Annotated in this window: 4 protein-coding genes and 1 pseudogene; 2 read left to right on the top strand and 3 right to left on the bottom strand. The window is 65.4% G+C overall.

Going from position 1 to position 6,422, the window contains the following annotated elements; translation table 11 throughout:
- Positions 1–170 (bottom strand): annotated as a pseudogene (locus AWB70_RS38620) (1,2-phenylacetyl-CoA epoxidase subunit PaaA); the annotation flags it as partial.
- A 244-nt stretch (positions 171–414) separates the two neighbouring features.
- Positions 415–1,887 carry an MFS transporter gene (locus AWB70_RS37910; RefSeq protein ID WP_053567100.1) on the bottom strand — a complete coding sequence of 491 codons (1,473 nt, stop codon included), beginning with the start codon at positions 1,885–1,887 and terminating at the stop codon, positions 415–417.
- Positions 1,888–2,063: 176 nt separating this feature from the next.
- Between AWB70_RS37910 and AWB70_RS37905 the strand changes: the two genes are divergently transcribed.
- The gene (locus AWB70_RS37905) at positions 2,064–3,326 is read left to right on the top strand and encodes a TIGR03862 family flavoprotein (RefSeq protein ID WP_053567099.1); all 1,263 of its coding nucleotides are present in this window, start codon (positions 2,064–2,066) and stop codon (positions 3,324–3,326) included.
- A gap of 4 nt (positions 3,327–3,330) precedes the next feature.
- Here the strand turns inward: AWB70_RS37905 and AWB70_RS37900 are convergent, their stop codons facing one another.
- Complete coding sequence (locus AWB70_RS37900) at positions 3,331–4,482, bottom strand: methyltransferase (protein ID WP_053567098.1); 1,152 nt, start codon at positions 4,480–4,482, stop codon at positions 3,331–3,333.
- Between the two features lie 184 nt (positions 4,483–4,666).
- Here AWB70_RS37900 and AWB70_RS37895 point away from each other — a divergent pair, with 184 nt between their 5' ends.
- Complete coding sequence (locus tag AWB70_RS37895; RefSeq protein ID WP_053567097.1) at positions 4,667–5,965, top strand: SGNH/GDSL hydrolase family protein; 1,299 nt, start codon at positions 4,667–4,669, stop codon at positions 5,963–5,965.
- The last annotated feature ends 457 nt before the right edge of the window (positions 5,966–6,422 follow it).

The following is a 6,422-nucleotide window of genomic DNA, read 5'->3' as shown; positions in this document are numbered from 1 at the left end:
ATCTGGCGCACCAGCGTCTTGCGATACGCCTCGGGCATCCAGTCCTGCGCTTCGATCTTGCCGTCGGCCTGCATGACCGCGTCGAAACGGGCTTGCTCGGGCGAGGCCGCGGATGGGGGCGCCTCGGCTGCGGGCGTGGGACTCGGGAGGTCGAGGGATTGGGTGTACATGGCGGCACTCGCTCTTGGATAGTCGCTGTCCGGTGATTATAAACCGACCGGACGGTCGGTAAATGAGTTTTTGAGACGTACTCGGGTAATTCCGCATAAGACGCGGAACTGGCCGCGCGAGATGCGCGCGCTATCTCAATCTAGTGCAGACGGGGGCGGCGTGCCGGACGGCGAAAAAACGAAAAGAGCGGCGGCGATTGCTCGCCGCCGCTCCGGATGCGGGTGTCAGAGAAAAGGGAAGGGCTCAGCGCGGCTGTTGCGCGGCGAAATCTTCCGCATCGACGTCGTAGCCCGACGGCTCCCAGCGCACGGCGAGCAGTGCGACGAGGCCCGCGAGCGGCGCGACGGCGATGATCCAGAACACTTTCGTGCCGAGCGCCGCCGACAGCACCGGGAACAGGAACAGCGAAACCGTCGAGCTGGCGCGCATCAGCGTTTGATTGAAGCCGACGCCGACGCCGCGCAGCGAAGTCGGATAGCTCAGCGACGCGAACGTCATGCTGTGCGAACCCGGCCCGACGCCTTGCCCGAGCAGGAATGCCGCAAGAAAAGCGATGGCGATGACGACTTCCGCGCCCGTCGACGGCTTTCCGACGATCGCCAGCCCGATGAGCGCCGTCAGTTGAAACGCGTAGCCGACGACCGACAGCTTCCACGCGCCGTACTTCGGCACCGTGCGCACGGAAAACAGCCCGCCCGCGAACGCGAAGCACAGATTCAGCGCAAGCGAGGCGAGAATCGTGGTGAGCATGGACTGCGCGAGAAAGCTCGAGATGATGACCGGCAGGCCGAACGCGACGGCGTTATAGGCGAACGACGACGCGATCGCGATGACCGTCGCGAGCACGGTGCGGCGCAAATACACGCCGCGCAGCAGCGCACCGTAGTTGCTCCACGTCGCGCCGCGCGCCTTGGGTGCGGCGACGGCGGTTTCGTCGACGCGGGCATCGATACCGTACGAGCGCTTGAGGATCGCGGCCGCGCCCTTGAGATCGCCCTGATTCGCCGCCCAGACCGGCGATTCGCTCATGTAGCGGCTGCGAATCGCGATGATCGCAATCGCCGGCACCGCGCCGAAGCCGAGAATCAGCCGCCAGAGCCAGCCGGCATTGTGTTCGGGCAAGACCGCGTACAGACCGAGCACCAACAGGTACGACACGCTGATCGCGGCGTACCAGACCGGACACCACATCGCGACGCGCGCCGCTTTGTTGCCGCGTCCTTGCAGGCGCGAGAATTCCGCAAGGAAGGCCATCGCGACGGGCAAGTCGATGCCGACGCCCAGGCCCATCACGAAACGCGCACCGCCCAGCACCCACGCGTTGGGCGCGAGCGCGCAGGCGATGGCCGCGACGACGAAAAAGAACATGTCGGCCATGAAGACGCGGTAGCGGCCGATCTTGTCGGTGAGATAGCCGCCGAGAAACGCGCCGATGATCGCGCCGAACGTGATCGCCGAGGCGACGAAGCCGGAGCCTGTCGGCGTGAGCGAGAATTCGCGGGCGATGTCCTTCATGCCGAACGCGAGTGCGCCGAGATCGTAGGCATCGAGGAAAATCCCGCCGAGTGCGATGGCGACGACGACGCGCGCATCGCTGCCGATCGCGGCGCCGCGATTGACGAGACCGGAAACATCGGCGGCGCTTTTGATGACGGGGCGTGGATCGCTGGCGGCGGGCCGGGCGGAAGCGCGTTCGGGCGCGATGGAAACTGACATGATCGGACGAATCGGTAAAAAGTTGTTGAGGCAACGAATCGCCGGATCGTACTGGCACAGGCGCGGCCGACCAAATTCTTTTTTGTTATTTAATGACTTACGCCGCGTCTACAGTCCTTTTCAGCGCCCGCGCGCGCGATGCGACAATGGCGCTCCGCTTTTTCGGGTAATCGGGCATGTCGTCAGTTGAAAACATCGGGTCGGTGAAGGTCGCGGTCGTCGGTGGCGGGCCGGCCGGGCTCATGGCCGCGGAGGCGTTGTCGGCGGGGGGCGTGCGCGTGGACGTGTTCGACGCAATGCCTTCCGTCGGCCGCAAATTTCTAATGGCCGGCAAGGGCGGCATGAATCTCACGCACTCCGAGCCCGCCGACGCGTTTCTGGCGCGCTACGGCGCGCGCAGCGCGGACATCGCGCCGCTGCTCGCGCGATTCGGCGCGGGCGCGTTGCGCGACTGGGTGCATGGACTGGGCGTCGAAACCTTCGTCGGCAGTTCGGGCCGCGTGTTTCCCACCGACATGAAAGCCGCCCCGATGCTGCGCGCGTGGCTGCATCGTCTGCGGGCGGCGGGCGTGACGTTTCATATGCGGCATCGCTGGCTCGGCTGGGCGAACGAAGGCGCGTCGGTATCGCGTTTCGCGACGCCATCGGGCGAAAAGCAGGTTCGGCACGACGCGATCGTGCTCGCGCTCGGCGGTGCAAGCTGGCCGCAGCTCGGGTCGGACGGCGCGGCGCTACCCGTTCTCGCGGCGCGCGGCGTGCCCGTGCGGCTCTTTGCGCCGTCGAATTGCGGTTTCGACGCCGACTGGAGCGCGCATTTCCGCAGCCGGTTCGCCGGGGAGCCGCTCAAATCCGTCGCGATCGGCGTGCCGCGTGCGGATGGTGCGCGCGACTGGCGCATCGGCGAATGTCTGATCACGGAGCATGGCATCGAGGGCAGTCTGATCTACGCGCTGTCGGCGCCGATTCGCGACCGGATCGCCGAGAGCGGCGGCGCGGGCGTAGTCATCGAACTCGATCTCGCGCCGCAGATTTCCGCCGGGCGCGTGCGCGACGAAGTGCTGCATCCGCGTGGCGCGCGCTCGATTTCGAGTCATCTGCAAAGCCGCCTGCATCTGACGGGCGTGAAAGCGGGCTTGTTGCGCGAGTGCCTGAGCAAGGATGAATTCGCCGAACTCGACACGCTCGCCGCGCGCATCAAGGCGCTGCCGCTGCGTTTGCTGCGCCCGCGGCCGATCACGGAAGTCATCAGCAGCGCGGGCGGCGTCGAATTCGAGGCGCTCGACGCGCGCTCGATGCTCGACGCGCTGCCCGGCGTGTTCTGCGCGGGGGAAATGCTCGACTGGGAAGCGCCCACGGGTGGTTATCTGCTGACCGCGTGTTTCGCGAGCGGGCTGGTCGCGGGTGAAGGCGCGCTCGCGTGGCTCGCCGAGCGCGGCTGAAGCATCACGCGACGACGAGGCGCCACAACGAAGTCACTTCCTTCGATCGCGCCGCGTGGAGCGGGTCGGTCTTGTCGAGCGCCTTCGAATGACGCGGCTTGATGTCGATGCGCCCATCCACCTTCAGGCCGGCTTTGTCGATCCATTCCTGCAACCGGGCGCGCGTCCGCAGGCCGAGATGCTCCGCGAAATCCGACAGGATGAGCCAGCCTTCGCCGCCCGGCGTCAGATGCGCGGCGAGTCCGTCGAGGAAGCCGCGCAGCATGCGGCTCTCCGGGTCGTAGATGGCATGCTCGATCGCCGCGCTGGGCCGTGCCGGCAGCCACGGCGGATTGCAGACGATCAACGGCGCGCGGCCTTCGGGAAACATGTCCGCTTCGACGACCTTGACCTGACGGCCGAGCGCGAGCTGCTCGATGTTTTCCCGCGCGCAGGCGAGCGCGCGCTCATCGACGTCCGTGGCGACGACACGCTCGACGCCGCGCCGCGCCAGCACGGCGGCGAGCACACCCGTTCCGGTTCCAATGTCGAACGCCAGATCGCGCGCCGGCAGCGGCTGATTCGCGACGAGATCGATATATTCGCCCCGTACCGGCGAGAAAACACCGTAGTAAGGATGGATCTTCCCGCCCACCGCGCCGATATCGACGCCCTTCTTGCGCCACTCGTGCGCCCCGACCAGGCCCAGGACTTCGCGCAAGGACACGACCGATGCTTCATCCGATGGCGGTCCATAAGCCTCTTCGCACGCCTGCCGCACGTTCGGCGCGCGGCGCAGCGGAATGGCGTATTCCTCATCGAGCGGCAGCACGAGCATGGCGAGCGTGCGTCCGCGCTGGGACTGCGCGAGACGGTGGAGATTGAATGCATCGATGGGCGACGGCTCGGTCGTCGGCTTCTTCGCCTTGCGCGGCTTGTTGTCGATGCGGCGCGCCATCGCCTGCAACAACTGGCGGGCGTTCTGGAAGTCGCCGCGCCAGAGAATCGCCGTGCCTTCGCATGCGAGCCGGTAGGCGTGATCGGCCGTCATCTGATCGTGCCCGATCACGACGCGCTTCGGCGGCGGGTTCCCGCTCTCCGATCGCCAGCGGGCGGAGCGCCTTTCGTCGTCTTCGTCCCAGGTTAGTTGCAGCAGTGCGGTGCTTTTCGATTGCATATCTATATAGATGCCTGATTCGATGCTCGGTGCGCGAGTCGTCGCGGCCGGCGGAAGGTGAACTGGCAGCATTGTGAGGCCAATCGGGGGCGCGTCGTTGGCGCGTGTGCATTTTCCAAGGAAGGTCGCGCGGCGCCGATGACACTTCAGGCACAATCGATCTTTTTCCGAACGCCATCGCCGAATGAAACTCCGAGTTTTCGCCGCGATCTGCGCGGCTGCGCTTGCCGCACAGGTCAATTTCGCGCCGCACGCGTTCGCAGCCGAAACCGCCGAGGCGCCGCCCGCGAACGAGCATTGGATCAGCGCGTGGGGCACCGCGCTGCAGTCGATTCCGCAACTCGCGAACTTGCCGCCGCTGTATCGCGCGCCGGAGGTCGCGGGCCGCACCGTCCGCCAGTTGATCTACCCGCAACTGGACGGCAAGCGCATGCGACTGCGGATCAGCAATCTGTATGGCACGGAGCCGCTCGTCGTCGAATCGATGAGCGTGGCGCGCGCGGTCGGAGGCAGCGCCGCCGCGATTCGCGCCGGTAGCCCCCGGCCCGTGGCGTTCGGCGGCCGCAAGAGTGTGACGGTCGCGCCCGGCGCGCAAGCCACGACCGATCCGGTCGATTTCGACGTCGACGCGCGCGAGCCCGTGGCCGTCAGCATGTTCATGGGGCGGAATCAGAAGCTCGTGGCCTGGCATCGCGTGTCGAGCCAGGTGAACTACATCTCGACGCCGGGCGATCACACCGACGATACGTCCGCCGGGGCGTTCCGCACGCGGTTTACCCAATATGCGTGGATCACCAACGTCGCTGTGGACAGTGCGTCGGCGCATGCGGTGGTCGCCATCGGCGATTCGATCACCGATGGCATGCGTTCCTCGCTGAACGCCAACCGCCGCTGGCCCGATGCGCTCGCGACGCAGGTCGCGCGCAAGAGCGGCGGCAAAATAGGCGTGGTGAATGCGGGCATCAGCGGTAATCGACTGCTGAGCAATTCTCCCTGCTACGGCGAGGCGCTCGCGTCGCGCTTCGAGCGGGACGCGCTGCGTCAGCCGGGCGTGCGCGCGGTGATCGTGCTGATCGGCATTAACGACATCAACTTCATGGCGATGCCCCCGCACGCCGGCCTCGATTGCGACTCGCCGCATACCGAGGTGAACGCCGATGCGCTGGTGCGCGGGTATCAGCGGCTGATCGCGCAGGCGCATCAGCGCGGCGTCAAGATCTACGGCGCGACACTGACGCCGGCCTCGCTGCCGCCCGAGCGCGAAGCGATCCGCACCGCGGTCAACGAATCGATCCGCACGAGCCGCGCGTTCGACGGCGTGATCGATTTCGATCAGGCCCTGCGCGATCCGGCGCGTCCGGGCGCGCTTCTGCGTCGGTACGACAGCGGCGATCACATCCATCCGAGCGACGCGGGCTATGCGGCCATGGCCGCCGCAGTGCCGATGGAGTTCGTTGCCGGAGCGGCAAAACCGGGGCAGTGACGCGCCGCGAAAAAGTTTGCTCTAACGGCTTGTCATTTGCGTTTGCTTGGCCTAATATTCAGCCCCTCGTCGCAAGGCGAGGGCCGTCGAGCGAAACGGACGGCCTCCAAAGTCGGCAAATTTTGATGCGAAAGCGAAAAAATAGTGTTGACAAGGAGAAAAAGATTCTTCATAATCTCGTTTCTCTGCTGCAGACAACGCAGCGACGCAAGACGGTGGTGAGGTTGGATGTCTTGCGATGTGCTCTTTAAAAACTAACAGCCGATAAGTGTGGGCGCTTGATAGCGAGTGCGGCTGGTCTTTCGGGATCAGTCATAGCAAAAGTATCAAGAGTCTCACACGAAGTATCAGAGGAAGGTTTTTCTGTTTTAGAACAGGATAATCATCGTCAGTACGTTGAGTGAGCGACCGGTTCTTAACGGAACCGAAAACAGTAACAGGTTTGAACTGAAGAGTT

This window comes from Caballeronia cordobensis, assembly GCF_001544575.2.
Classification (GTDB): Bacteria; Pseudomonadota; Gammaproteobacteria; order Burkholderiales; family Burkholderiaceae; genus Caballeronia; species Caballeronia cordobensis.
The sequence above is the reverse complement of the archived record's forward strand: the minus strand, read 5'-3'. Positions and strand labels throughout refer to the sequence as shown.

What these genes read in the sequence shown, in the direction of transcription:
- AWB70_RS37900 (WP_053567098.1), bottom strand. Translation starts at nt 4,482, where the DNA reads ATGCAATCGAAAAGCACCGCACTGCTGCAACTAACCTGGGACGAAGAC.
- AWB70_RS37895 (WP_053567097.1), top strand. Translation starts at nt 4,667, where the DNA reads ATGAAACTCCGAGTTTTCGCCGCGATCTGCGCGGCTGCGCTTGCCGCA.
- AWB70_RS37910 (WP_053567100.1), bottom strand. Translation starts at nt 1,887, where the DNA reads ATGTCAGTTTCCATCGCGCCCGAACGCGCTTCCGCCCGGCCCGCCGCC.
- AWB70_RS37905 (WP_053567099.1), top strand. Translation starts at nt 2,064, where the DNA reads ATGTCGTCAGTTGAAAACATCGGGTCGGTGAAGGTCGCGGTCGTCGGT.